Source organism: Bradyrhizobium sp. 147 (assembly GCF_023073935.1).
Taxonomy (GTDB): domain Bacteria; phylum Pseudomonadota; class Alphaproteobacteria; order Rhizobiales; family Xanthobacteraceae; genus Bradyrhizobium.
Genome location: NZ_JADPKL010000065.1, coordinates 54,963 through 80,625, shown reverse-complemented (window position 1 = coordinate 80,625; position 25,663 = coordinate 54,963). Strand labels below are relative to the sequence as shown.

General features: G+C 65.2%; 20 protein-coding genes. 14 read left to right on the top strand and 6 right to left on the bottom strand.

What is annotated here, in order from left to right; genetic code table 11:
* Nucleotides 1-212, top strand: a 212-nt coding sequence (locus tag IVA87_RS14615; RefSeq protein ID WP_247333989.1) for a hypothetical protein, incomplete at its 5' end; no start/stop codon positions are given.
* Between the two features lie 59 nt (nucleotides 213-271).
* Here IVA87_RS14615 and IVA87_RS14610 read toward each other — a convergent pair.
* Nucleotides 272-1,246: a tripartite tricarboxylate transporter substrate binding protein gene (locus tag IVA87_RS14610; RefSeq protein ID WP_247305198.1), complete on the bottom strand. Its 975-nt coding sequence runs from the start codon at nucleotides 1,244-1,246 to the stop codon at nucleotides 272-274.
* A gap of 106 nt (nucleotides 1,247-1,352) precedes the next feature.
* Between IVA87_RS14610 and IVA87_RS14605 the strand changes: the two genes are divergently transcribed.
* Nucleotides 1,353-2,318, top strand: coding sequence for a TAXI family TRAP transporter solute-binding subunit (locus tag IVA87_RS14605; RefSeq protein ID WP_247305200.1), 966 nt, complete (start codon nucleotides 1,353-1,355; stop codon nucleotides 2,316-2,318).
* A 69-nt stretch (nucleotides 2,319-2,387) separates the two neighbouring features.
* Here IVA87_RS14605 and IVA87_RS14600 read toward each other — a convergent pair whose 3' ends face one another.
* Nucleotides 2,388-3,617 carry an ABC transporter substrate-binding protein gene (locus IVA87_RS14600; RefSeq protein ID WP_247333988.1) on the bottom strand — a complete coding sequence of 410 codons (1,230 nt, stop codon included), beginning with the start codon at nucleotides 3,615-3,617 and terminating at the stop codon, nucleotides 2,388-2,390.
* A gap of 370 nt (nucleotides 3,618-3,987) precedes the next feature.
* Here IVA87_RS14600 and IVA87_RS14595 point away from each other — a divergent pair, with 370 nt between their 5' ends.
* From IVA87_RS14595 to IVA87_RS14585, 3 genes are read left to right on the top strand one after another with little or no spacing between them, the layout of a single operon-like run.
* A complete protein-coding gene (locus IVA87_RS14595) occupies nucleotides 3,988-4,821 on the top strand; it encodes a substrate-binding domain-containing protein (protein ID WP_247305207.1) in 834 nt (277 codons plus the stop codon).
* A 54-nt stretch (nucleotides 4,822-4,875) separates the two neighbouring features.
* Nucleotides 4,876-5,982: a molybdopterin-binding protein gene (locus tag IVA87_RS14590; protein ID WP_247305210.1), complete on the top strand. Its 1,107-nt coding sequence runs from the start codon at nucleotides 4,876-4,878 to the stop codon at nucleotides 5,980-5,982.
* Nucleotides 5,983-5,995: 13 nt separating this feature from the next.
* Nucleotides 5,996-7,945 (top strand): molybdopterin biosynthesis protein, encoded by a 1,950-nt coding sequence (locus IVA87_RS14585; RefSeq protein WP_247333987.1) that lies wholly within the window; start codon nucleotides 5,996-5,998, stop codon nucleotides 7,943-7,945.
* 32 nt (nucleotides 7,946-7,977) lie between these two features.
* Here IVA87_RS14585 and mobA read toward each other — a convergent pair whose 3' ends face one another.
* Both mobA and fdhD read right to left on the bottom strand, forming a co-directional pair.
* On the bottom strand, nucleotides 7,978-8,613 hold the full coding sequence (gene mobA, locus IVA87_RS14580; RefSeq protein ID WP_247333992.1) for a molybdenum cofactor guanylyltransferase MobA: 636 nt from the start codon (nucleotides 8,611-8,613) through the stop codon (nucleotides 7,978-7,980).
* 1 nt (nucleotide 8,614) lies between these two features.
* On the bottom strand, nucleotides 8,615-9,505 hold the full coding sequence (gene fdhD / locus IVA87_RS14575) for a formate dehydrogenase accessory sulfurtransferase FdhD (protein ID WP_247305641.1): 891 nt from the start codon (nucleotides 9,503-9,505) through the stop codon (nucleotides 8,615-8,617).
* Nucleotides 9,506-9,607: 102 nt separating this feature from the next.
* On the opposite strand from fdhD, the gene mobB reads away from it, so the two are divergent.
* The 7 genes from mobB (at nucleotide 9,608) to ybaK (ending at nucleotide 18,899) form a co-directional block, all read left to right on the top strand.
* On the top strand, nucleotides 9,608-10,135 hold the full coding sequence (gene mobB / locus IVA87_RS14570; RefSeq protein WP_247305222.1) for a molybdopterin-guanine dinucleotide biosynthesis protein B: 528 nt from the start codon (nucleotides 9,608-9,610) through the stop codon (nucleotides 10,133-10,135).
* Between the two features lie 9 nt (nucleotides 10,136-10,144).
* Nucleotides 10,145-11,401: a gephyrin-like molybdotransferase Glp gene (gene glp, locus IVA87_RS14565; RefSeq protein ID WP_247333986.1), complete on the top strand. Its 1,257-nt coding sequence runs from the start codon at nucleotides 10,145-10,147 to the stop codon at nucleotides 11,399-11,401.
* A 46-nt stretch (nucleotides 11,402-11,447) separates the two neighbouring features.
* Entirely contained in the window at nucleotides 11,448-11,711 is a 264-nt protein-coding gene (locus tag IVA87_RS14560; protein ID WP_247280786.1) for a sulfurtransferase TusA family protein, read from the top strand.
* Nucleotides 11,712-12,025: 314 nt separating this feature from the next.
* A complete protein-coding gene (locus IVA87_RS14555; RefSeq protein WP_247305227.1) occupies nucleotides 12,026-13,678 on the top strand; it encodes an OFA family MFS transporter in 1,653 nt (550 codons plus the stop codon).
* Nucleotides 13,679-13,829: 151 nt separating this feature from the next.
* Nucleotides 13,830-15,533 carry an NADH-ubiquinone oxidoreductase-F iron-sulfur binding region domain-containing protein gene (locus IVA87_RS14550; RefSeq protein ID WP_247305234.1) on the top strand — a complete coding sequence of 568 codons (1,704 nt, stop codon included), beginning with the start codon at nucleotides 13,830-13,832 and terminating at the stop codon, nucleotides 15,531-15,533.
* The gene (gene fdhF / locus IVA87_RS14545; RefSeq protein ID WP_247333984.1) at nucleotides 15,530-18,298 is read left to right on the top strand and encodes a formate dehydrogenase subunit alpha; all 2,769 of its coding nucleotides are present in this window, start codon (nucleotides 15,530-15,532) and stop codon (nucleotides 18,296-18,298) included. The genes IVA87_RS14550 and fdhF overlap by 4 nt, the downstream gene beginning before the upstream one ends.
* A gap of 127 nt (nucleotides 18,299-18,425) precedes the next feature.
* Nucleotides 18,426-18,899 carry a Cys-tRNA(Pro) deacylase gene (gene ybaK / locus IVA87_RS14540; protein WP_247305239.1) on the top strand — a complete coding sequence of 158 codons (474 nt, stop codon included), beginning with the start codon at nucleotides 18,426-18,428 and terminating at the stop codon, nucleotides 18,897-18,899.
* 12 nt (nucleotides 18,900-18,911) lie between these two features.
* Here the strand turns inward: ybaK and IVA87_RS14535 are convergent, their stop codons facing one another.
* A complete protein-coding gene (locus tag IVA87_RS14535) occupies nucleotides 18,912-19,595 on the bottom strand; it encodes a GntR family transcriptional regulator (protein ID WP_247305240.1) in 684 nt (227 codons plus the stop codon).
* A gap of 157 nt (nucleotides 19,596-19,752) precedes the next feature.
* On the opposite strand from IVA87_RS14535, the gene tcuA reads away from it, so the two are divergent.
* Nucleotides 19,753-21,144: an FAD-dependent tricarballylate dehydrogenase TcuA gene (tcuA, locus tag IVA87_RS14530; RefSeq protein WP_247305242.1), complete on the top strand. Its 1,392-nt coding sequence runs from the start codon at nucleotides 19,753-19,755 to the stop codon at nucleotides 21,142-21,144.
* Complete coding sequence (tcuB, locus tag IVA87_RS14525) at nucleotides 21,131-22,237, top strand: tricarballylate utilization 4Fe-4S protein TcuB (protein ID WP_247305244.1); 1,107 nt, start codon at nucleotides 21,131-21,133, stop codon at nucleotides 22,235-22,237. Before tcuA ends, tcuB begins: the two co-directional genes overlap by 14 nt.
* Nucleotides 22,238-22,258: 21 nt before the next feature.
* On the opposite strand, the gene IVA87_RS14520 is transcribed toward tcuB, so the two are convergent.
* Entirely contained in the window at nucleotides 22,259-25,663 is a 3,405-nt protein-coding gene (locus tag IVA87_RS14520) for an acyl-[ACP]--phospholipid O-acyltransferase (RefSeq protein ID WP_247333981.1), read from the bottom strand.

Here is a 25,663-nt window from a genome sequence, read left to right as displayed (position 1 = left end):
GCCTGGTCGCGGCTCTCGCCGGTCTTGAATGTGCGATTCGTCATGAACAAAGCGTACACCGACCAACGAAAATGCCCGAGTTCTTGCCCAGCCTCGACGAGTCAAACGGCTCTGCGGTCATGTGCCGGCGGCTGGCTTTCCGCTTCCGTAACCCGCTGAAATTGCTCACGTCTTCTACTGTGCATGGGGTTGTTTTCGCACTTTTGTTGTGAGGGGGCCCGCCGGTCCCCCGAACGTCTTGCCGGCGAGGAACAGCGCCCGCCGTGGGGCCCTAATCCACCGACACGCCGGCGAACTCCACCACCTTCCGCCACTTCTCGGTCTCGTCCGCGACCAGCTTGCCGAACTCGGCCGGCGTCATCGGCTTGGGGATGCCGCCGGTCTCCGCCAGCCGTGCCACCAGCTTCGGGTCGTTCAGCGCTTCGCCCACTGCTTTGTTGAGGATCTCGATCACCTCGGTCGGGGTGCCCTTCGGCGCGGAGATGCCGTAGAAGCCGACCGCTTCGAAGCCCGGCACGGTCTCGGCGATCGCGGGCACGTCGGGAACGCTCGGCCAGCGCTGCGGCGAGGTCACCCCTAACGCGCGGACATTGCCGCCTTTGGCCTGCTCCAGCGCGGAGGGCAGGTTGTCGAAGATCAGCTGCACCTTGTTGGAGATGATGTCGGGGAAGGCGATCGCCGAGCCGCGATAGGGCACGTGCACCATGTCGCATTTGGTCATCACCTTGAACAGCTCGGCCGACATGTGCACCGAGGTGCCGTTGCCGGAGGAGGCAAAGGAGACCTTGCCGGGATTGGCCTTGCAATAGTCGATGAACTCCTGAACCGTCTTCGCCGGAAACGCGTTGGAGACGACCAGCATGTTGGTGAGCTGCATGATGCTGGCGACCGGCACGGTGTCGCGCAGGAAGTCGAACGGCAGCTTCTTGTAGAGCGAGGTCGAGATCGCATTGTTGGGGGCGACGAACAGCAGCGTGTAGCCGTCCGGCGGCGAATTGATCGCGGCGGCGGCCGCGATGTTGCCGCCGGAGCCGGTCCGGTTCTCGACGATGAATTGCTGGCCGAGGCGGTCCGACAGCCACTGCGCCATGATCCGCGCCACGATGTCGACCGGGCCGCCGGCGGAAAAGCCGATCAGCCAGTGCACGGGACGGTCGGGATACGCAGCGCAGGCGCGCGGCGTGGCGCCGAAAAGCGTAGCAAGAACCACGAGCCCGAAAACACCATTACGCAAAATTCGCAACATGACGCCTCCCATTGCTTTATTGTCTTTGGGCGACATGCTTTCACAAAATCCGGCTGCTGCCTACATCGTCGCAAGTCGGTGTTGACGCAGGTCCGCGGGAGCGACCATGAGATTCGCAACGTTCATCCTCATCAGTGCGGCGCTGCTCCTTGGCCCCGCTGCTGCCCAGACCGGAGGCACGGCCATTTCGACCACGACGATCAGCTTGGGCACCGCGACGCCCGGCGGCGGCTTTCCACTCTATGGCAACGCCTTCGCAGAGGTGATGAACGCAGCCGACCCGCAAATTTCCGTCGTCCCGCGCAACACCAAGGGCAGCAGCGAGAACATTCCGCTTTTGGAGAAGGGCGAGCTTGATCTTGCGCTGGTCGCAGGCGAGCCGGCCTATGAGGCCTTCGCCGGCATTGGCCGTGCGAAGGTAGCGCTGAAGATTCTCACCGCGATCTATTCCAACCCTGGCATGTTCGTGGTGCGGGCGGACAGTCCCTACAAGACGATTCACGATCTCGTCGGACAGCCCGTGGCCTTCGGCGCCAAAGGCTCGGGCCTCCCGATCCTGGCGCGCTATGTGCTTGACGGACTCGGCCTGAAGCAGGACGAGGATTTCAAGGCGATCTATCTCGACCGCGCCGGCGATGGCCCCGCGATGGTCGAAGACGGCCGCGTCGCCGCGCTGTGGGGCGCCGGCATCGGCTGGCCCGGCTTTGCCGCGGTGGCATCGAGCGCATCAGGCGCGCGCTTCATTGCGCCTGAGCTGGACGAGATCGCGCGCATCCGCGCCAAGCATGCGTTCCTCAAGCCGCTCATCGTGCCGGCCAATAGCTATCCGAAGCAAACGGAGCCGATCGCCTCGCTCGGCTCGTGGAGTTTTGTGCTGACGCGCGAGGATCTGCCTGACGATGTCGCCTATCGCCTCGCCAAGACGCTGCACGGCGTCGAGGCGACGTTCTGCAAGAGGCTTGCGCAGGCCTGCGAGACGACGGCCGCGAACACGGTCGCGGCAGCGCCGAAGCCGGAGCTGATCCATCCGGGCGTGATGACGTATTTTCGCGAGATCGGCGTGGTGAAATAGCGAATGGCGAGTGGTGAGTAGCGAATGGAGTTGGTCCATTCGCTACTCCCTATTCGCCACTCGCCAATCTCACTTCTTCAGGAGCGGGCACGCCGGGTCCGGCGGCCCGAACGCCTTGTCGCCGGAAATGGTCGTGAGGATCTTGTAATAGTCCCACGGATATTTGCTCTCCTCCGGCGTCTTTACCTGCACCAGCCAGAGGTCGTGCACCATCAGATTGTCCTCGCGCAAGCGGCCGTTGCGGGCGAAGAAATCTTCGATCGGCTTCTCGCGCATTTTGGCGGCGACCTTGAGCGGATCGTCTGTGCCGGTTTCCTTGATGGCGTTGAGATAGTGCATCACGCTGGAATAGACCCCGGCCTGCCACATCGACGGCATCTTGTTCATCTTGGCGAAATACCGCTTCGACCATTCGCGGGTCTTGTCGTCCATGTCCCAATAGAACGACGTCGTCAGGAGCAGGCCCTGCGCAGCCTGCAGGCCGAGGCCGTGGATGTCGGTGATCAGCGCCAGCAGCGCCGCCATCTGCTGGCCGCCCTTGAACACGCCGAACTCCGAGCCGGTCTTGATCTCGTTCATGTTGTTGGGGGGACCGGCGGCAATGCCGATGATCTTGGCCTTGGAGGCCTGCGCCTGCAGCACGAAGGAGGAGAGGTCGGGCGTCGCCAGCGGGGGCCGGACCGAGCCCAGCACCTTGCCGCCATTGGCGGTGACGACGGCGGAAGCGTCGCGCTCCAGCGAATGGCCGAAGGCGTAGTCGTCGGTAATGAAGAACCAGCTGTCGCCGCCGCGCTTGACCACCGCATCCGCGGTGCCGACCGCGAGGGCGCGGGTGTCGAACACCCATTGGATCGCATAAGGAGAGCAGAACTTGCCGTGGAAATCCGCGGTGCCAGTTGAGTGGGTGATGAACAGCCGCTTCTTCTCGTTGGCGACGTTCTGCACCGCGAGCCCGACCGCGGAGACCGGCACGTCGACGATCAGATCGACCTGGTCGACGTCGTACCAGCGCCGCGCGATCGTGCCGCCGATGTCGGCCTTGAGCTGGTGGTCGCCGATCACGACGCTGATCGGCTTGCCAAGCACCGTGGCGCCGAAATCGTCGATCGCCATCTGCGCCGCCGTCACCGAGCCCTGGCCGGTCGGTGCCGAGGCCGGCCCGTTCATGTCGGTGAGCACGCCGATCTTGACGAGGTCGTCGGACACCTGCGCCATTGCGGCATCCGGCAGCAGCGCCGCCGCCGAGAACGTCGCGACGAAGGCGGCCGCGACCGGCAGTCCAAACCTGATTGGATTCATGGTTCTCCTCCCTTGATCCGGCTCGTTGGCCGGTGTTGCCCGGGTATGCCCGGCTGAATTGGTTTCTTTTGCAACTATTTGGGGGCGGGCGTCAATGTCAGGCGGCGAAGCGGATCCGACCGGCCGGCGGGGGTCGTAGCCGGTCGGCTCCTCGGCACACTGGCGCCGCCGCCTCTCGCCGAGTGGCCGGAGCAGGGCCGGCATGCAAATAGCTGCGCTGCCGCATTGCGAGGTCGAGCGCGCCGCCGCCGCGCGCGGGCGATGCCGCACTCGGCCTGGCCGGCGCGGAGCGCAAGCAGCCCCGATGCGTCACGAGTGCGGCGCAATCGGTCATCATCATGATCCCGTCAAAGCCAATGGGAACACGATCATGGCCGTCCGCCGCCTGTCCGTTGCATTCACGCTTCTCTGCGGCCTTGCCGCGGGCGTTGCGGCGTCATCCGCTGAGGAGCGCGGCATCGTCCTCGCATCGACCACGGCGACGCAGGAGTCCGGCCTGCTCGATTATCTGCTGCCGATCTTCCGTGCGAAGACCGGCATCGACGTGACGGTGATCGTGCGGCGCGCCGATGAAGTGCTCGACGGGGCGCGAAGGGGCGAGGTCGACGTCGTGCTGATGCATGCGCGACCGCAGGAGGAGAAATTCGTCGCCGACGGTTTTGGCGTGAAGCGCCTCGACGTGATGTACAGCGATTATGTGCTGATCGGGCCGAAGAGCGATCCCGCGGGTGTCAAAGGCAAAGACATCGCGACCGCGCTGAAGGCGATCGAGGCCAAGGGGACGCCGTTCGTGACGCGCGGTGACCGCTCGGGCACCCATGCCGCGGAGCTCGCGCTCTGGATCGTCGCCGGCATCGACATCGCCAGCGCCAAGGGCGCCTGGTATCGCGAGGCCGGACCGGGCATGAAGGCGGCGCTCGAGGCCGCGCGCGCCGCGAACGCCTATGTGCTGTCGGACCGCGGCAGCTGGATCTCGTTCAGGGATCGCGGCGATCTCGATATCGTCGTCGAAGGCGACAGGCGATTGCTCAATCAGTACGGCGTGATGCTGGTGAACCCCAACAAGTTTCCGAACGTGAAGAAGGATCTCGCGCAGACCTTCATCGACTGGCTGACCTCGCCGGAGGGGCAGACCGCGATCGCCGGCTACAAGATCGACGGGCAGCAGCTGTTCTTCCCCAATTCGGACAGGTCGGGCGGGTAATGTCCGTAGCGCTGGCGGTTGCCAAACCGGGCGATGCATGGTCCATCATGGCGCATGATTCAGCGCCTGCCGTCCTCGCTCACGCCGCTCGACACTGCGCTCGCCGCGTTGCTGCGAGGCGTCGATCCTGTCGCGCCGATGGAGTTGCCGCTGGCGGAAGCGAGCGGCTGCGTCGCGGTGGGCGCTCCGCTGCTTGCCGCCTATCCCCCGCGCGACATTGCCGCCGCAGACGGTTGGGCGCTCTCCGCCAATGATCTCGTCGGTGCGTCCGCGTATTCGCCGCTGCCACTGGCGATGGCTCCTGCATGGGTCGATGCCGGTGAGGCGATGCCGGAGGGATGCGACTGCGTGCTCGACGCCGGGGCGGTCGAGCTGTCAGGTCCGCTCGCGCAGGTGCTGGCCGAGGCCGTGCCGGGGCAGGGCGTCAGGCGAGCGGGAAGCGACGTCGCCGCGCGCACGCCCGCCGGCGCCGAGGGCTATCCGATCGGCGCGGCCGATCTGCTGATCGCGCGCGTCGCGCATCTGGAGAAGCTCGGCGTGCGGCGGCCGCGGCTGCGCATCGTCAACGTGCCGGGCGCAACGGCAACGGCGCAGATGATCGCCGGCATCGCGCGCGTGTCGGGGCTGGAGGTGAAGACGTGTGAGGCCGGCGCGCGTGATGAAGCATCGATTGCCGAGGCGCTCGACGCTTCCTCCTGCGATCTGCTGCTGACGGTCGGCGGCAGTGGCGTCGGCCATGGGGATGCAGCTGTCGCGGCGCTGGCCCAGCGTGGCGAGGTGCTTGCCCATGGCCTTGCGCTCCAGCCTGGACGCACCGCTGCGGTCGGCCGGCTCGAAAAGGTTCCGATTGTCGCCTTGCCGGGCTCGCCCGATCATGCGCTCGCGGCCTGGCTCGCGCTCGCGCTGCCGCTCATCGATCAGTTGTCGGCGCGCCGGCCACGCCGACAGCTCACCTTGCCGCTCGCACGCAAGATTGCATCCGGTGTCGGCATCGCAGAAATGGCCCTGCTGGTCGAGGAACATCATGCGTGGATGCTGCTTGCCGTGGGCGAATGGCCGCTCCAGGCGATCGTCCGCGCCGATGCATGGCTGCTCGTCCCCGCCAGCCACGAGGGATTTGCGGCGGGCACGCCGGTCGGTGCCTATCTGATGCGGGAATGATATGGGTTCCGGCATGCCGATGATTCCGCGATCGCAAGAGCGCAGCGCGCTCGAACAGGAGCAGTTCCTCAAGATCCTGTCGCGCGAAGAAGCGCTGGCAAGTTTCGAGGCGGCGCTGTTCCCGCGGTCGATTCCGAGTGCAGCGTGCAAGCTCGCCGATGCACTCGGTGCGGCGCTCGCCGAAGACGTCACGGCACCGATCGACGTTCCGCCGTTCGACCGCTCCAATGTCGACGGCTTTGCCGTCCGCTCCGCCGATGTCGTTGCGGCAGGGGAAGGTGCACCCGTTCGTCTCGCGCTCAATGATGAAGCCATCCACTGCGGCACCGCCCCGACGCTGCAAGTGGCGGCTGAGTCCGCAACGGCGATCGCCACCGGCGGTCCGCTGCCGCGCGGCGCCGACGCTGTCGTCATGGTCGAGCACACCCAGCCGGCAGGATCGGACGCGATCGAGGTCCGTCGCGCCACGTCGCCCGGGCAATTCGTCTCCTATGCCGGATCCGACATCGCGCGCGGCGAAGCGCTGCTGCGTGCGGGGACGATCATCGGTTCGCGCGAGATCGGCATGCTGGCCGCTTGCGGCATCGCCGAGGTGAATGTCGCGCGCAAGCCTCTTGTGGCCGTCATCTCCACCGGCGACGAATTGGTGCAGCCCGGAGAGCTGCTCGCGCCCGCCGAGATCTACGACACCAACGGTGCGATCGTCACTGCTGCGATCGACGAGAATGGCGGCGAGGCGGTCTTCCTCGGCGCCATTCCCGACGATGAAGCCAAGCTCGAAGCGGCCATGCGCCGCGCGCTGGCGGATGCCGACATGCTGGTGCTGTCGGGCGGCACGTCGAAAGGCGCGGGCGACCTGTCCCATCGCATCATCGGCCGGCTCGGCCAGCCCGGAATCATCGCGCATGGCGTGGCGCTCAAGCCCGGCAAGCCGCTGTGCCTTGCGGTGTGCGACGGCAAGCCAGTGGTGATCCTGCCGGGCTTTCCGACCTCGGCGATGTTCACCTTCCACGACATGATCGTGCCGGTGCTGCGCAGGATGGCGGGGCTGCCGCCGCGCTCCGATGCCAAGGTCAGCGCGACCGTGCCGGTCCGCATCGCCTCGGAGCTCGGCCGCACCGAATTCGTCATGGTCTCGCTGGTCGAGGGCCGCGGCGGCCTGATCGCCTATCCCTCCGGCAAGGGATCTGGTGCGATCACGTCATTCGCGCAGGCCGACGGCTTTTTGCGCATCGACGCGCTCGCCGACCAGATGCCGGCCGGGACTGAAGCCGAGGTAACCCTGTTCACGCCGCATGTGCGCGTGCCGGATCTCGTCATCGTCGGCAGCCATTGCACCGGCCTCGATCTCGTGACGGTACAGCTCGCGCATGCCGGCCTTGCCGTTCGCTCGATCGCCGTCGGCAGCCTCGGCGGGCTCGCGGCGGCGCGGCGCGGGGAATGCGATCTCGCGCCGATCCATCTGTTCGACGACAGAAGCGAGACCTACAACTCGCCCTATCTCGTCGAGGGGCTTGAGCTCGTTCCGGGCTGGCGGCGGATGCAGGGCATCGTCTTCCGCAAAGGCGACAAGCGTTTCGAAGACCTCAGTGCGAAGGAGGCGGTCGCGGCTGCGATCTCTGATCCCACCTGCATCATGGTCAACCGCAATCAGGGCGCCGGCACGCGCATCCTGATCGATCGGCTGCTCGGGGGCGCCCGCCCGGAGGGCTATTGGAACCAGCCCCGCTCGCACAATGCAGTGGCCGCCGCCGTCGCCCAGCACCGCGCCGACTGGGGCATGACCATTGCGCCGGTCGCCCATGCGGGCGGCCTCGATTTCATTCCGCTCGCGGAGGAGCATTATGATTTCGCGCTGGTGACGGCGCGCAAAGACCGGCCCGCAGTGCAGGCCTTTCTCGATGCGCTCGGCTCGCATGAGGCGCGGGCGGCGCTGGAGCGCGCGGGATTTCGGCCTGCGTGAACGGCCCCGCATGCGGCCACGTCGTAAGCGCGCTAGGACGTCTCATCCAGCGCCGCCAGCCGCTCGGCCTCGGCGATGTCCTCGACAGTATTGGCATTGAAGAACGGGTCGAGCGGCTCGGTCGGCCATCTCACCGTCGCCAGCAGATAGCGCGCGGTCCAGCGGTCGATCTTGCGGAGGTCCTCGATCACGAGCGCGTGGCGTAGCTCCTCACGCAGGTCCACGCGCCACAGACCGATCACAGGATGCGACTGATCGCCTGATGCCGCGACCGCGAGCTGCGCGTTCTCGCGCGCCCGCGCCTCATGCAGGCGGGTGACCAGATCGCGCGGCAGGAACGGGCAGTCGCCCGCGGCGCTGAGCACCCACTCGATGTTCGGCCGGTTCGCCGCGGTCCAGTCGAGCGCCGCGAGGATGCCGGTCAGGGGGCCGGGAAAGCCGGGCACGCCATCGGCGACCACCTGCAAGCCGAACGCGGCGAAGCGCGCGGGATCGCCGTTGGCATTGAGGATCATCCCGCTGCATTGGGGTGCAAGGCGCGCGATCACACGCTCCAGGATGGTGCGGCCGCCGATGCTGCGCATTGGCTTGTCACCCCCGCCCATGCGCCGGGCGAGACCGCCGGCGAGCAGCACGCCAACAGTCGGCGGAACACTCGCCGGCAGAATCCTAGTCGTCACCACCTTCACCCTTGCGCTTGTGCTTGGCCGATTCCTCCTCGACGTAAGCGAGATTCTGGTCGTAGACGATGCGGTCCTCGCCCGCGAGTGCGATGAAGCGTTTTCCGCGCGTGCGCCCGACCAGCGTCAGCCCGACCTGTCTTGCGAGATCGACGCCCCAGGCGGTGAAGCCGGAGCGCGACACCAGGATCGGAATCCCCATCCGCACGGTCTTGATCACCATCTCCGAAGTGAGGCGTCCCGTGGTGTAGAGGATCTTGTCGGAGGCATCGACGCCGTGGCGGTACATCCAACCCGCGATCTTGTCGACCGCATTGTGGCGGCCGACGTCCTCGGTGTAGCAGAGCGGGGTGCCCTCCTTGCACAGCACGCAGCCATGGATCGCGCCGGCCTCTAGATAGAGCGAGGGCATGGTGTTGATGGTCTGGGTCATCTGGTACAGCCAGGAGGTGCGCAGCTCTGCCTTCGGCAGTGCGACGCTCTCGACCGCTTCCAGCAGGTCGCCGAAGGCTGTGCCCTGCGCGCAGCCCGAGGTCTGCGTGCGCTTCTTCAGCTTGGCCTCGAAATTGGTGTGGTGTGAGGTGCGCACCACGACCACCTGCAGGTCGTCGTCGTACTCGACCTCAGTGACCTCGTCATTGTATTTCAGCATGTTCTGGTTCAGCAGGTAGCCGAGTGCCAGATATTCCGGATAGTCGCCGATCGTCATCATGGTGACGATCTCCTGCGAATTCAGGTAGAGCGTCAGTGGCCGCTCCATCGGCACCTTGATCTCGACCTTGGCGCCGGTCTGGTCAGTCCCGGTCACGCTCTGGGTCAGGCGCGGGTCGTCCGTATCAGGGACGATCAGGGGCACCGGGGTCTTGTCGATCTTCATCATGGCCACGAGGTTAGCATGACATTCGGATCAAGCCGATATAAGCATGGCGGAAAGGCCGGAGGTTCCATCGGCTCGTGAGCCGTTGGCGGAGATCGGGCGGTTATGAAAGTCATCGGGCTTGCAGGCTGGAGCGGGGCGGGCAAGACCACGCTGTTGACGCGGCTGATCCCGCATTTCAACGCGGAGGGCCTGCGCGTTTCCGTGATCAAGCATGCGCATCACCAGTTCGATGTCGACGTGCCCGGCAAGGATTCCTGGCGCCATCGCGAGGCCGGCGCGGCCGAGGTGCTGGTTGCTTCGGCGAATCGTTGGGCTCTGATGCACGAGCTGCGCGGCGCCGCGGAGCCGCGACTGCCGGAGCTGTTGAGCAAGCTATCCGCGGTCGATCTCGTCGTGGTCGAGGGCTTCAAGCGGGAGCCACATCGCAAGATCGAGGTGCATCGCGGCGCCAATGGCAAGCCACTGCTGTTCCCAGACGATCCCGGCATTGCCGGGATTGTGGCCGACGTCGCGGTTGACACCCGCCTGCCGACTGTCCATCTCGACGATATTCCGGCCGCCGCGGCTTTGTTGCTGCGCGCGGCGATGCCGGTCGACGAAGCGGTGGCGAAAAGCGCCGCGATGCGCTGACGAGGCACCATGGCGCAACTATCGGACGATTGCTTTGCTTTCGGCGGCCCGATGATGTCGGTGGATGAGGCCGTTGGCCTGATCACCACGCGCGTCAATGCGATCGCCGATCTCGAAACGGTCGCGCTCGTCGACGCGGACGGACGCGTACTGGCGCGCGACATCGCAGCGCCTTTGCCGCTGCCGCCCTTCACCAATTCCGCCGTCGATGGTTACGCTGTGCGCAACGCCGATCTTCCGCAAAGCGCCGAGCAAGCATTGCCGCTCGACGGCCGTATCCAGGCCGGCGGTCTTGCACAGGCGCCGATCAAGCCCGGCCACACCGCGCGTATCTTCACGGGCGCGCCGATGCCACTGGGCGCCGAAACCGTCTTCATGCAGGAAGATGTCCGCGTCGATAAGTCCGGCAAGGTGGTGCTGCCGCCCGGGTTGAAGCCGGGTGCCAATGTCCGCCCTGCGGGCGAAGACATTCCCGAAGGGTACGTCGCGCTGCGCGCCGGGCAGCGCTTGCGGCCGCAGCATGTCGCCCTTGCGGCAGCGTTGGGCCTGACCAGCCTCGACGTCGTCAGGCGCATCCGCGTCGCAGTTTTCTCGACCGGTGACGAGCTGGCCTCGCCCGGCGAGCCGCGCGCGGCCTCGCAACTGTTCGATTCCAACCGCTTCATGCTGATGGCGATGCTGCGCCGGCTCGGCTGCGAGGTCAGCGATCTCGGCATCTTGCGGGACGAGCGTACCTCGCTTGCTCATGGCCTGAAGCAGGTCGCAGGCGATCATGACCTGATCCTCACCACTGGCGGCGTTTCGACCGGCGAGGAGGATCACGTCAAGGCGGCGGTCGAGAGCGTCGGCTCGCTGGTGCTGTGGCGGATGGCGATCAAGCCCGGCCGACCGGTGGCGATGGGCATCATCGACGGCACGCCGCTGATCGGATTGCCCGGCAATCCCGTTGCGAGCTTTGTCACCTTCGTGCATGTGGTGCGGCCGACGGTGCTGGCGCTGGCCGGTTCCCTGCCGGAGCCGCACTTGCCGATCCCTGTGCGTGCTGCGTTCACCTACAGGAAGAAAGAAGGCAGGCGCGAATATGTTCGCGCCTCCTTGCGGCGCGGAAGGGATGGCACGCTGGAGGTCATCAAGTTCCCGCGCGAGGGAGCCGGGCTATTGTCCTCACTGGTGGAGACCAGTGGCCTCGTTGAGCTTGGCGAAGACATCACGCAGGTCGAACCTGGACAGGACGTAGGCTTCTTGTTCTATGCCGATCTGCTCTAGCGGTCCTTGCGTTGACGCCATCGATCGGCCCCGCCATGGTGCGCCCATGACCAGAACGACGCTCGACCTCACCGGGTTAAAATGTCCGTTGCCCGCCCTGAAGACCCGAAAAGCCCTGAAGCCGTTGCAGCCCGGCGATCAGCTCGAGGTTCACTGCACCGATCCCTTGTCGGTGATTGACATTCCGAACCTGATCCGCGAGACCGGCGACACGGTGGAGATCACCGAGCGCAACGACGCGCGCATCGTGTTCTTGATAGAAAAATCAAATCGTTCGATAGAGAGCGCTAATGGTGCGTCGCGTTCTTGAGAACGTTACCGCGCTGATACCGACCATTTGTCTATCGACATCGTTCATGGCTTCTGCAATTGGCTTTCTCCGTTCAGGCGCGGAGGTTGAGTCTTGTCTGCGATACGCTGATCGACGGGCCGCGCTCACAATGCCTGTATGTCGTATAGGGCATAGCATCCCGCCCGAGGGGTTAGCATTTCGGATGCGCGTGACGATCCTGACGCGCGTCGAATCATTGAGCGGAGCAGCAGGGACATTTGGCTGCGTCGCTGGACTGGGGATCAGGATCTTAGGGCAGGCTGCTCAGAAGGGCGGCCTCAGGGGAGGAATGCATGGCTAGTGTTGAGAGCGCCGGGACCATTTCGGGCCGTGGCGCGGGGATTCTTGATCGCGAGCGGACCATCGCGACCGCCGGATTCAATCGCTGGCTGGTGCCGCCGGCGGCGCTGTGCATCCATCTCTGCATCGGCATGGCCTATGGCTTCTCAGTATTCTGGCTGCCGCTTTCCCGAGCCATCGGCATCACGGCGCCGAAAGCCTGTCCGGATATGTCGCTATGGCAAGAGCTCTTCACCACCACCTGCGACTGGAAGGTCGCGAGCCTGGGATGGATGTTCACCCTGTTCTTCGTCGTGCTCGGCGTTGCCGCCGCTGTTTGGGGCGGCTGGCTTGAGCGGGTCGGTCCGCGCAAGGCAGGCTTCGTTGCTGCGCTATGCTGGTGCGGTGGCCTGCTGCTTGGCGCGATCGGCATCTATACCCATCAGCTCTGGATCATGTGGCTGGGCTCCGGCGTGATCGGCGGCATAGGTCTTGGTCTCGGTTACATCTCGCCGGTGTCGACGCTGATCAAATGGTTTCCCGACCGCCGCGGCATGGCGACCGGCATGGCAATCATGGGCTTCGGTGGCGGCGCCATGATCGGCGCGCCATTTGCCAACCTCCTGATCAACTATTTCAAGACCTCGATCGATGTCGGTGTATGGCAGGCCTTCGTCGTCATGGCCGTCGTCTATTTCGTCTTCATGACCATCGGCGCTTTCGCTTATCGCGTGACGCCGGCTGGCTGGAAGCCTGAAGGGTGGACGCCGCCGAGCGAGAAGAAGACGATGATCTCCGAGCATCACGTCCATCTCAACAACGCGCACAAGACGCCGCAGTTCTGGCTGATCTGGTGGGTGCTGTGTCTGAACGTGTCGGCTGGCATCGGCGTGATCGGAATGGCTTCTCCGATGCTCCAGGAAATCTTTGCCGGCAAGCTGATCGGACATCCGGAGCTTACCTTCGGTCAGCTCTCGGTCGAGCAGAAGACGGTTATCGCTGGAATTGCGGCGGGCTTCGCCGGCCTGCTATCGCTGTTCAACATCGGCGGCCGCTTCTTCTGGGCAACGCTGTCGGACACGATCGGCCGCAAGAACACCTACTACACGTTCTTTATTCTCGGCATCGTTCTCTACGCGCTGGCGCCGACCTTTGCGGCCATGGGCTCGAAGCTGCTCTTCGTGCTCGGCTTCGGCATCATCCTGTCGATGTATGGCGGCGGATTCGCGACCGTGCCGGCCTATCTCGCCGACATGTTCGGCACCCAGTTCGTCGGCGCCATTCACGGCCGGCTCCTGACGGCATGGTCGACCGCAGGCATCATCGGCCCGGTCGTGGTGAACTACATTCGCGAGTTCCAACTCGCGGCGGGCGTTCCGCGCGACCAGCTCTACAACACCACTATGTACATTCTTTGTGCGATGCTGATCGCCGGCATCATCTGCAACTACCTGGTCAAGCCGGTCGATCCGAAATGGTACATGAGCGAGGCCGACGTCGCCAAGTTGCAGGCGGCGAATGCGGGCGCCGGCACCGTGCAGACTGGCTCGTTCGGAATCGGCACCGGCGGCCTCGATGTCAAGGCAGCACTGTTCTGGCTCTTCGTCTGCGTTCCGCTGGCGTGGGGTGTCTACAAGACGCTCGAGAGCGCGGTTAAGATCCTCTGATCGCGCAAACCTCCTCGTGGCGTACAGGGGCATGCGGCCTTATTGGCCGCATGCCCTTAAATGCTTATTTGAGCGCAAGAATTCTCTTGGCATCTGGTATGCCAGAGACTAGGATTGGATATATTCCAAAGAAGGGCTACGAGACGCAGCGATGAGCCACGACGTGCAACAGGTCCGCTCGTTCGAACATCCGGGCGGTGGCCGGAAGCGAGCCAACGCGACCCCCAAGGGACGACAGGTCGACCCCACCGCCGCGCACGAGATCGAGCAGCTGCTCGGCGACAGGCCGCGGCGGCGCGACCTGCTGATCGAATATCTGCACCTGATCCAAGACAAGTACCACCAGATTTCGGCCGCGCACCTCGCCGCGCTCGCCGACGAGATGAAGCTCGCCTTTGCCGAGGTGTTCGAGACCGCGACCTTTTACGCGCATTTCGACGTAGTGAAGGAAGGTGAGCCTGACATCGCCCCACTAACGATCCGCGTCTGCGATTCGCTGACCTGCGCGATGCTCGGCGGCGAGAAGCTGCTGCAAGATTTGCAGAGCGCATCGGGTCCCGGCATTCGCGTGGTACGCGCGCCCTGCGTCGGCCGTTGCGATACCGCGCCTGCCGCTGAGGTCGGCCACAACTTCGTCGACCACGCGACCGTCGCCAATGTCATGGCCGCCGCGAAGGCCGGCGACACTCACGCGCATCTGCCGAAATATGTCGATTACGACGCCTATATTGCCGGCGGCGGATACAAGCTGCTCAATCGCCTCCGCTCCGGCGAATTGCCGAAGGACGATCTGCTGAAGGCGCTCGACGACGCTTCGCTCCGCGGTCTCGGCGGCGCAGGCTTCCCGACCGGGCGCAAATGGCGCGCGGTGCTGGGCGAACCCGGCCCGCGCTTGATGGCGATCAACGGCGACGAGGGCGAGCCCGGCACGTTCAAGGACCGCTACTATCTCGAAACCGATCCGCATCGTTTCATCGAGGGCATGCTGATCGGCGCGCATGTGGTGCAAGCCTCCGACGTCTACATCTATCTGCGCGACGAATATCCGGCCTCACGCGAGATCCTGGAGTGCGAGATCGCCAAGCTCCCGCCGGGCGGTCCGACGCTGCATATGCGCCGCGGCGCCGGTGCCTATATCTGCGGCGAGGAATCCTCGCTGCTGGAGAGCATCGAGGGCAAGCGCGGCCTGCCCAGGCACAAGCCACCTTACCCCTTCCAGGTCGGCCTGTTCGGCCTGCCGACGCTAATCAACAACATCGAGACGCTGTGGTGGGTGCGCGACATCGTCGAGAAGGGCGCCGACTGGTGGAAGGGCAATGGCCGCCATGAGCGCCATGGCCTGCGCAGCTTCTCGGTCTCGGGCCGCGTCAAGAATCCCGGCATGAAGCTCGCGCCCGCGGGAATCACGGTGCGCGAGCTGATCGATCAATATTGCGGCGGCATGGCCGACGGCCATCAATTCTACGCGTACCTCCCGGGCGGCGCGTCCGGCGGCATCCTGCCGGCGTCGATGGACGACATCCCGCTCGATTTCGGCACGCTGGAGAAGTACGGCTGCTTCATCGGCTCCGCCGCGATCGTGATCCTGTCGCACAAGGACAGCGTGCGCGCAGCGGCGCTGAACCTGATGAAGTTCTTCGAGGACGAGAGCTGCGGTCAGTGCACGCCGTGCCGCGTCGGAACCCAGAAAGCGGCGCTGCTGATGCAGAAGCCGGTCTGGAACCGCGCCCTGCTGGAAGAATTGAGCCAGGCGATGCGCGACGCCTCGATCTGCGGGCTTGGACAGGCGGCATCGAATCCGCTGTCCTCGGTAATCAAATATTTCCCTGACGAGTTCAAGGAAGCGGCCGAATGACCAAGATTACGTTCGAGCTCGACGGCAAGCAGGTCGAGGCCAAACCCGGCGAGACGATCTGGCAGGTGGCCCAGCGCCAGGGCCGCGAGATCCCGCACCTCTGTTATTCGCCCGCGCCGGACTACCGTCCGGACGGCAATTGCCGTGCCTGCATGGTCGAGATCGAGGGCGAGCGCGTGCTCGCGGCGTCCTGCAAGCGCACGCCGTCGGTCGGCATGAAGGTGAAGACCGAAAGCGCGCGCGCCGTCGCTGCGCAAAAAATGGTGATGGAGCTGCTCGTCGCCGACCAGCCGGCGCGTGAGACCTCGCACGATCCGGATTCCAAGTTCTGGCATTGGGCCGAGACGACGGGTGTCACCGAGAGCCGCTTCCCCGCTGCCGAGCGCTGGGCGACCGACGCGAGCCATCCGGCGATGCGCGTCAATCTCGACGCCTGCATCCAGTGCGGCCTGTGCGTGCGTGCCTGCCGCGAAGTCCAGGTCAACGACGTCATCGGCATGGCGTACCGCAATGCCGGCGCCAAGATCGTGTTCGACTTCGACGATCCCATGGGGGAGTCGACCTGCGTCGCCTGCGGAGAATGCGTGCAGGCCTGCCCGACCGGCGCGTTGATGCCGGCCGTGATGCTCGACGACAAGCAAACGCGCGTCACCTATGCCGACAGGAAGGTGGATTCGCTCTGCCCGTTCTGCGGCGTCGGCTGCCAGGTGACCTACGAGGTCAAGGACGAGAAGGTGATCTACGCGGAGGGCCGCGACGGCCCCGCCAATCACAATCGTCTCTGCGTCAAGGGCCGCTTCGGCTTCGACTACATCCACCATCCGCACCGCCTGACCAAGCCGCTGGTGCGGCTGCCGAATGCGAAGAAGGATGCCAACGACCAGGTCGACCCGGCCAATCCCTTCACCCATTTCCGCGAAGCGAGCTGGGAAGAAGCGCTCGACATCGCGGCCAAGGGTCTGGTCAAGATCCGCGATGAGAAGGGCGTGAAGGCGCTGGCGGGCTTCGGCTCGGCCAAGGGTTCGAACGAAGAGGCCTATCTGTTCCAGAAGCTGGTGCGTACCGGCTTCGGTTCGAACAACGTCGATCACTGCACCCGTCTGTGTCATGCCTCGTCCGTGGCAGCGCTGTTCGAAGGCCTGAGCTCGGGCGCGGTGTCGGCGCCGTTCTCCGCCGCCATGGATGCCGACGTCATCGTCGTGATCGGCGCAAATCCCACCGTGAACCATCCGGTCGCGGCGACCTTCATCAAGAACGCGGTCAAGCAGAACGGTGCAAAACTGTTCGTGATGGATCCGCGCCGGCAGTCGCTGTCGCGTCATGCGACCAAGCATTTGCAGTTCAAGCCGGGCTCCGACGTCGCCATGCTGAATGCGATGATCAACACGATCATCACCGAAGGCTTGACCGACGACCAATACATCGCCGGCTATACCGAAGGCTTTGAAGAGCTCAAGGAGAAGATCAAGGAGTTCACGCCGGAGAAGATGGAGCCGATCTGCGGCGTCCCGGCGCAGACCTTGCGCGAGGTCGCGCGGACCTATGCGCGCGCAAAATCGTCGATCATCTTCTGGGGCATGGGCATCAGCCAGCACGTCCATGGCACCGACAATGCGCGCTGCCTGATTGCGCTGGCGCTGATCACCGGCCAGGTCGGCCGTCCCGGGACCGGCCTGCATCCGCTGCGCGGCCAGAACAACGTGCAGGGCGCCTCCGATGCCGGCCTGATCCCGATGTTCCTGCCGGACTACCAGCCGGTCGGACGCGACGACATGCGCGGCGCTTTCGAGAAGCTGTGGCAACAGGATCTCGACCCCGTCCGCGGCCTGACCGTGGTCGAGATCATGAACGCCATCCATGCCGGCGAGATCAAGGGCATGTACATCGAGGGCGAGAACCCCGCGATGTCCGATCCCGACCTCCAGCACGCACGCCACGCGCTTGCCATGCTCGATCATCTCGTGGTGCAGGATCTCTTCGTTACCGAGACCGCGTTCCACGCCGACGTGATCCTGCCGGCCTCGGCCTTCGCCGAGAAGGACGGCTCCTTCACCAACACCGACCGCCGCGTGCAGCTCGCGCGCCAGGTGATCAAGCCGCCCGGCGATGCGCGGCAGGATCTCTGGATCATCCAGGAGATCGGCAAGCGCATGGGGCTGCCGTGGAATTATTCCGGCCCCGGCGACGTCTACACCGAAATGGCGGAGTTGATGCCGTCGCTGAAGAACATCACCTGGGAACGGCTGGTGCGCGAAGGCGCAGTCACCTATCCGGCCGACGCTCCCGACAAACCCGGCAACGAGATCATCTTCACCACGGGCTTCCCGACCGCGAGCGGCCGCGGCAAGATCGTGCCCGCCAAGGTCATTCCGCCGGACGAGCTGCCCGACGCCGAATATCCGATGGTACTGTCGACCGGCCGCGTGCTCGAGCACTGGCACACCGGCTCGATGACGCGTCGCGCGCAGGTGCTCGACCAGATCGAGCCCGAGGCGGTCGCGTTCATGTCGCCGAAGGACATGCGCAAGAAGAGGCTCGCGCCGGGCGACTTCATTCGCCTGGAGACCCGCCGCGGCGCCGTCGAGGTCAAAGTGCGCTCCGACCGCGACGTGCCGGAGAACATGGTGTTCATGCCGTTCTGCTACGCAGAGGCGGCGGCGAACCTGTTGACCAACCCGGCGCTCGATCCGTTCGGCAAGATCCCGGAATTCAAGTTCTGCGCGGCCAGGGCCGAACGCGTGGAAATGCGCGACGCTGCGGAGTAGGACGACACCGTAGGTGTGGCGCGTCCGTCATTGCGAGCGAAGCGAAGCAATCCAGGCTATCTCCGCGGTAGAATTCTGGATTGCTTAGTCGCTTCGCTCCTCGCCATGACGGTGGTACTTGTGACTCATGTCCAAAGTCACCCCAGCCACCCGCGCACTCACGGCCGCCGGAGTTGCCTTCACCCTCCACACTTACGACTACGATCCCGACGCCGCGAGCATCGGGCTCCAGGCCGCCTCCGCGCTCGGTGAAGACCCGGCGCGCGTGTTGAAGACGCTGATGGCGCTGGTGGACGGCAAGCCGGTCTGCGTCATCGTTCCCTCCGATCAGGAAGTTTCGATGAAGAAGCTCGCCGCGGCCGTCGGCGACAAGTCGGCGCAGATGATGAAGCCGCCAGAGGCCGAGCGCCTTACCGGCTTCAAGGTTGGTGGTATCAGTCCGTTCGGGCAGCGGAAGGCGGTGCGCACTGTGCTCGAGCAGAGCGCGCTCGCGCATGACCAGGTTTATCTCAACGGCGGCCAGCGCGGCTTGCAGGTGCGGCTCAGGCCGGCTGATGTGCGCGACGTTCTGAAGGCGATCGTCGCGGACGTGATTGCCTGAGGCGCCTCGCGCCTATTGCTTCTGCAGCAGCTTGAGCCGGCAGCGTAGGGCCTCGCGGATATGGGCGCGCGCGAGCTGCTCGGCCTTGTCGCCGTCGCGGGCAGCGATAGCGCCGATGATGGCTTGGTGCTCGCCGTGGCTTGTCTTGGGGCGGCCTGTCACGGTGAAGGTGGTCAGTCCGAGCAGGGCGATCCAATCCTGCAACTCGCGCGAAGCGCTGTCGAGGTAGCGGTTGCGCGCGGCGCGGCAGATCGCCTCGTGGAAGGCCCGGTTGAGCCGCGCCAGCTCGGCAGTGTGGCTCGCGGAGGTCTCGACAAAAGCCTGCTCGATATCCCTGAGCGCCTCGATCTCCGGGGGCGAGGCGTGCTCGGCGGCCAGGCGCGCAGCGGCGCCTTCCATGATCTCGCGCATGGCGTAGAGCTCGAGCACCTCGGAGATGTCGAGGTTGCGCACGATCAGCCCGCGGCCGCCGGCCGGCTCGACGAAGCCGCGTGCCGCGAGGCGTCCCAGGGCTTCGCGAACCGGGGTGCGGCTGACCTTGAGCCGCTGCGCAACCTCCTCCTCGCGCAGCCGGTCGCCGGCACGGTAGCTGCCGGCCTGCAGTGCTTCGCAGAGCGAGCGGAACACCGCTTCGCCCAGGGCGACGCCACCGCCGCGCGCGATCGTTCCGCCTGTTTTTGCCGGGCGTCTGGCCATGTCGTCCTCGCGGCGCGACGCATCCTGCCCAGGCAGAGATGCCGCTTGCGCCGCCTATGTATATCTTTGTATACAAAACTACGCAACAATGGTCATGCTTGGACATGGCCGCTGACGGCGGATTGTCTCTAGTCTCGCGTGCCATCGGGCAGAGGGTATGGGCAGCAAATACGATGTGCTGGTGATCGGCGGCGGCAATGCCGCTCTGTGCGCAGCTATCGCCGCGCGCCGCAATGGGGCGTCGGTGCTGGTGCTCGAGGGGGCGCCGAAATTCTATCGCGGCGGCAACACCCGTCACACCCGCAACATGCGCTGCGCCCATGATGCCGCGACCGAAATCCTGACCGGCCCCTACACTGAGGAGGAGTTCTGGGAGGACCTGCTGCGCGTCACCGGCGGGCAGACCGACGAGGTGCTGGCCCGTCACATGATCCGGGAGTCCAAGGACATTCTGAACTGGATCGTCGAGCAGGGCGTGCGCTGGCAGCCCTCCCTCGGCGGCACGCTGAGCCTCGGCCGCACCAACTCGTTCTTCCTCGGCGGCGGGCGAGCGATGCTGAATGCGCTCTATCTCACCGCCGAGCAGCTCGGCGTCGAGGTCGAGTACGACGCCGAAGTCATCGACCTGGTGATCGAGGATGGCATGTTCCTCGCCGCCCGCCTCAAGCGGCCGATCAACGGCGAGACCGAGATCTGCGCGCCCTCGCTGGTGGCGGCGGCCGGCGGGTTCGAGGCCAACATCGAATGGCTGAAGCAATATTGGGGCGAGGCCGCCGACAATTTCCTGATCCGGGGCACGCCCTATAACCGCGGCTCGATCCTGAAGATGCTGCTCGATAAGGGTGTGCAGGAGGTCGGCGATCCCACACAGTGCCATGCGGTCGCGATCGACGCCCGTGCGCCGAAATTCGACGGCGGCATCATCACCCGCCATGACTCCGTCGTGTTCGGCATCGTCGTCAACAAGCATGCGCAACGCTTTTACGATGAAGGCGAGGACATCTGGCCGAAGCGCTACGCGATCTGGGGCCGGCTGGTCGCGGCGCAGCCCGACCAGATCGCCTACATCATCTTCGACTCGACCGTGGTCACCAGCTTCATGCCGACGCTGTTTCCGCCGATCGCCGGGCAGACGGTGACCGAGCTCGCCGGCAAGTTAGATCTCGATCCGGCCGCGCTGGAGAAGACGATCACCGAATTCAACGCCGCCGTGCAGCCCGGCACCTTCGATCACACCATCCTCGATGATTGCCGCACCGAAGGCATCACGCCGCAGAAAACCCATTGGGCGCGGAGGATCGAGACGCCGCCTTATCTGGCCTATCCGGTGCGGCCCGGCATCACCTTCACCTATCTCGGCACGCGCGTGAACAAGGAGGCGCGCATGCTGATGGCTGACGGCAGGCCGTCGGCTAACATGTTCGCGGCCGGCGAGATCATGGCCGGCAACGTGCTCGGCAAGGGTTATGCCGCGGGCATGGGCATGACCATCGGCAGCGTGTTCGGGCGGATCGCAGGACGGGAAGCGGCGAAACATGCACGGAACTAGGATTTTGGACGAAGCCGACCGTCTGATGACGGTCTGCAATTCCTGCCGCTATTGCGAGGGTCTGTGCGCGGTGTTTCCGGCCATGGAGATGCGGCGCGCCTTCTCCGACGGCGATCTCAACTATCTCGCCAATCTCTGCCATGGCTGCGGCGCCTGCTATGTCGACTGCCAATTTTCGCCGCCGCACGAATTCAACGTCAACGTTCCGAAGACGCTGGCAATTGCGCGCGCCGAGTCCTACGCAGCCTATGCCTGGCCGCAGGCGCTATCAGGCACATTTGCCCGCAACGGTCTGGTCATCAGCATCATCGCCGCGCTCAGCATGGCCGCCTTCATCCTCGGCTTCGCCATCTGGAACGACCGCAGCGTGCTGTTCGGCGTGCACAGCGGTCCTGGCGCCTTCTACAGGCTGATGCCGCACAACGCCATGGCCGCGCTGTTCAGCGCTGCCTTCCTTTATGCGATCCTCGCTCTCGTGTTGAGCGTGCGCGCCTTCTGGCGTGACATCGGTCCGCCGATTGCCGGCCGCGCCGACGGCGGTTCGATTTTTCAAGCAATCCGCGATGCCGGCGAGCTGCGCTACCTCCATGGCGGCGGCATCGGCTGCTACAACGAAGACGACAGGCCGACCGACCGGCGCAAGCTCTATCACCACCTGACCTTCTACGGCTTCCTGCTGTGCTTTGCCGCGACGTCGGTCGCCACGCTGTATCATTATGGGCTCGGCTGGGAGGCGCCTTATCCGTGGTGGGACCTGCCTGTCGTGCTCGGCACGCTCGGCGGCATCGGCCTGATCATTGGACCGATCGGGCTCTTCGCCGCCAAGATGCGCCGCGATCCAGCGTTGCTCGACGAGAGCCGCTACGGCATGGACGTGGGCTTCATCGCCATGCTGTTCCTGACCGGCATCACAGGAATGGCTCTTCTGCTCCTGCGCGAGACCTCTGCGATGGGGCCGCTGCTGGCGCTGCATCTCGGCGCGGTGTTCGCGCTGTTCATCACCATGCCCTATGGCAAGTTCGTGCACGGCATCTATCGCTTCGCGGCGCTGGTGCGTTACGCGCAGGAGCGGCGTAGCGAAGCCAGCGTTTGAGAGGCTTGTCCCGATCGGTCGTCACGCCACCTCGCGCTCCGGTGCCGACGCTTGCTCGCGGGCCATTGTTGTTGCCGTGACATAGTCGGTCTTGCCGGTGCCGAGCAGCGGCACCTTGTCGACCACCATGATCGCCGCGGGAACGGTCAGCTCGGACGCTCCGATCGCCTTGGCCTGGGCCTGCATCGCGCTGCGCTCGGCGTTCTTCTCCGTCGTCAGCAGCACGATGCGCTCGCCTTTGCGCTGGTCCGGGATCGAGACGGCGACCGATGCGGCCTGTGGCCACAGCGTCGTCGCGATGCTCTCGACCGCCGAGAGCGAGACCATTTCGCCCGCGATCTTGGCAAAGCGCTTGGCGCGGCCTTTGATGGTGATGAAGCCGGCCGCGTCGATCGACACGATGTCGCCGGTGTCGTGCCAGCCGTCTGCCAGCGGCTCGAGCACGCCGGGATTTTCAGCCCGCAAATATCCGAGCATCACGTTCGGTCCGCGCACCGAGAGGCGACCGCCGTCCTCGATGCCGGGGACCGGATCGAGCCGGCTTTCCATCAGCGGCGACAGGCGGCCGACGGTGCCCGGACGGTTGGCCATCGGCGTGTTCATCGCCAGCACCGGCGCAGTCTCGGTGACGCCATAGCCTTCGAGGATGCGGATGCCGTAGCGTTCCATGAACACCTGACGCGTCCGGTCCTTGACCGCTTCGGCGCCGGCGATCACGAGGCGCAGGGTGCGGAAGTCGTAGGCGTGCGCCGAGCGTGCATAGCCGGTGAGGAACGTGTCGGTGCCGAACAGGATGGTGGCGCCGGTCTGGTAGATCAGCTCGGGCACGATCCGGTAATGCAGCGGCGAGGGATACATGTAGATCGGAATGCCCGCCAGCAACGGCATCATCATTCCACCAGTTAACCCGAACGAGTGGAACACCGGCAGCACGTTGAACACCTTGTCGTTGGCGTTGGCGTCGACCCGCGCCAGCGCCTGCGCCGCGTTGGCGAGGATGTTGCGATGGGACAGCACCACGCCCTTGGGCGTTCCTTCCGAGCCCGACGTGAACAGCACCACGGCCGGATCGTTGGCCTGGCGACTGACGCGCGGCGCGGTGCTTGCGAGCAGGCCCTTGATCTTGTCGGTCACGCCAATCGAGGCGCGGACATCCTCGAGATAGACGATTCGCGCCTCTGCGGAGATCGCCGCCATCAGCTTGTCGAGCTTGCCCTTATCGATGAAGGCTTTCGAGGTCAGCACGGTCTTGACCTGCGCCGCCTTCATGGCGGCGAGCACATTGACGGGGCCGGCGGAGAAGTTGAGCATGGCAGGCACCCGGCCGATGCTTTGCAGCGCCATGAAGACAACGGCGACGCCCGCCGAGTTCGGCAGCAGCACGCCGACATTCTCGCCGGCGGCGGTGCCTGCCTCGAGCTTGCGGCTCAAGACCTGCGCGCCAAGAATCAGCTTGCGATAGGTCAGCTTGGTGCCGAGCGCGTCTTCGACGATGACCTTGCCGGTGTCGCGGTCGCGATAGGCGTGTCCGAGCGCCTCGAACAGCGTCTGATCGAGCATAGCGTTCTTCACGAGAGCATCGATCATCACGTCCTGGAGCGCGCTGCCGGCGGCGTTGCGGCGCGCCTTGCCCTTCAGCGACGGGTCGACTGGAAGCTTGACCGGCGGCAGGATGGTGACCGTCACCCGCGGAAACCAGGAGCGCTTGATCTGGCTGCTATTGAGATAGCTAAGATGCGAGCGTTGCGCGCCCTCGATGCGGACGGGCACGACCACCGCGTCGGCCTTGTCGGCGATCATCGCGGTGCCGTCATAGACCTTCATCAGCGAGCCCGAGACGGTGATGCGTCCTTCCGGGAAGATCACGACCGGCTCACCGGCGGCGACGAGCTTGATCAGGTCGCGTGCAGCCAGTGGCTTGGTCGGATCCATGGTGTAGTGCTTGACCACGCGCAGGAACGGCTTGGCCCACCAGGCCTTCGAGATGCCGGTATCCACCGCGAAACTGGCGTCGATCGGCAGCACGGCGTGCAGCAGCGGACCGTCGATCAGGCTGACATGGTTGGGCGCGATCAGCATGCGCGTGCCTGATGGCGGCAGGTTTTCGAGCCCGCGAATTTCGGTGCGGAACAGCGCGCGGAACAGCAGTCCGCCGAAGTCGCGCACGCCTTCCTTGCCCCACTTGGTCAGCACGAACCACACCGCGCCGAAGCTCGCGACTCCGAGGCCGAAGAAGATCCAGCCGACATGGAAGCCGGCCGCCTGCAGCAGCGCGACGAACAGCGAGCCGACCACCATGAAGGCCGCCTGCAGCACGTTGCCGGCGGCGATGATGCGGGCGCGCTCGGACGGCGCCGACCAGGCCTGAACAGCCGCAAATGAGGGAACGACAAACAAGCCACCGCCGAATGCAAAGGCGACGAAGTCGATCATCATGCGCAAGCCCGCGAACGAGGTTGCGAAACCGGCCGCGGTGATGTCCTGACCCCTGGTGGTCACGCTGATGGCCCAGGCGAGATCGAGGCCAGAACATCCCATGATGATGGCGCCGATCGGCACGAGAGCGAGGTTCGGGCGAACGTGGCTGAGGCTGGCGGCGAACAGCGAGCCGACGGCGATGCCGATCGCGAAGATCGCAAGACACAGCGTCACCACGCCCTCGGTGCCGCCCACGACGTCCTTGACCAGCGCCGGCAGCAGCGACAGCACGATGGCGCCGACGAGCCAGAACCAGGAGACGATCACGGTGCCGTCCCACAGCCGATGGTCTGCGTGCAGGCTCCTAAGCAGGCTGAGCGTCGAGGTCCACGGATTGGCGGTGACGGGCAGATCGGGCGCAGACGGCGTGGTCGCCGGAATGCGGGAGGCGAAGGCCCAGGACAACAGGGCCAGCACGACCACGGCCGATGCGACCCAGCCCATATGCGCGGAGCCGGCCACGAACTGGCCGCCGGCGACGGTGCCGAGCAGGATCGCCATGAAGGTTGCGCCTTCGACCAGTGCGTTGCCGGTCGCGAGCTCGCCGAGCTCGAGCTGGTCCGGCAACATGGCATACTTCACCGGGCCGAACATGGCGGCGATGATGCCGAACAGCGCGAGCGCTGCGAACAGCAGTGGCACTGAGTGCAGGAAGAAGCCGGCGGCCGCAAAGCACGCGGCGAAGATCTCGGCGAATTTGAGCCGCCTTGCGACGACGGATTTGACGTATTTGTCGGCGAGCTGGCCACCGAGCCCGGACAGGATGAAATAGGGGAAGATGAAGACGGCGCCTGCGATCGTCACCAGGGCATCGCCGTGGCCGGTCGCGGCACTGTAAAGCAGGATGATGACGAGCGCGTTCTTGAGCACGTTGTCATTGAGCGCCGAGAAGAATTGCGCCCAGAACAGCGGCGCGAAGCGGCGTGACGACATCAATTCCCTGATCAT